The 856-nt window shown below is 57.9% G+C and carries 2 protein-coding genes; both read left to right on the top strand.

Translation table 11 applies throughout. The annotated features are described in order from the left end of the window. The coding region (locus ACRZ95_RS23060) for a family 4 glycosyl hydrolase (protein ID WP_480555718.1) at positions 1–270 on the top strand (270 nt) is incomplete at its 5' end. A 58-nt stretch (positions 271–328) separates the two neighbouring features. Then, a partial coding sequence (locus ACRZ95_RS23065) for a dihydroxy-acid dehydratase domain-containing protein (protein WP_480555720.1) occupies positions 329–856 on the top strand: 528 nt, incomplete at its 3' end.

Here is an 856-nt window from a genome sequence, read left to right on the forward strand (position 1 = left end):
CTGGTGGATGCAAATGGCGTTCAGCCTTCGGTCGTCACAGATATCCCACCGCAGCTGATTGCGCTGATGCGCACGCAGATCAACGTTCAGGAGCTTACGGTAAGGGCTCTGGTTGAGCAAAATCCTGAATACATCTACCACGCGGCCATGATGGACCCCCACACAGCAGCCGAACTGGATCTGCGCCAGATCCGAAATCTCGTGAGCGACCTTCTCGCTGCGCATGCCGACTGGCTGCCTGACTGGTGCCGCCCGGCCCGCGCAGCCTAAATTTCATCTTTTTGCAAATACTCAATTCCAACCCCAGCTACGAAAAGCAATGCCTGAAATGAAGAAACGTCGCTCCCAGCATTGGTACGGAAAACTCGACAAGGATGGGTTCATTCACCGGTCCTGGATGAAAAACCAGGGCTTCCCCGATCACGCTTTTGACGGGCGACCCATTATTGGCATCTGTAATACCTGGTCGGAACTGACCCCCTGCAATTCCGGCCTGCGCGATCTGGCCGAAGGCGTCAAACGCGGCGTTTGGGAAGCGGGCGGGTTTCCGGTCGAGTTTCCGGTGATGTCGCTGGGCGAGACCCAGATGAAACCGACGGCGATGCTGTTCCGCAACTTGCTGGCCATGGATGTCGAGGAGTCCATACGCGCCTATGGCATTGACGGTGTCGTCCTGTTGGGTGGGTGCGACAAGACCACACCGGGCCAGTTGATGGGCGCGACCTCGGTCGATCTGCCGTCAGTCGTCGTCAGTTCCGGTCCGATGTTGAATGGTAAGTATCGCGGTCAGGATATCGGATCGGGCACCGACGTCTGGAAGTTCTCCGAGGCGGTGCGCGCGGGTGAAATGACCCTC

Source organism: Ruegeria sp. AI3 (assembly GCF_056541245.1).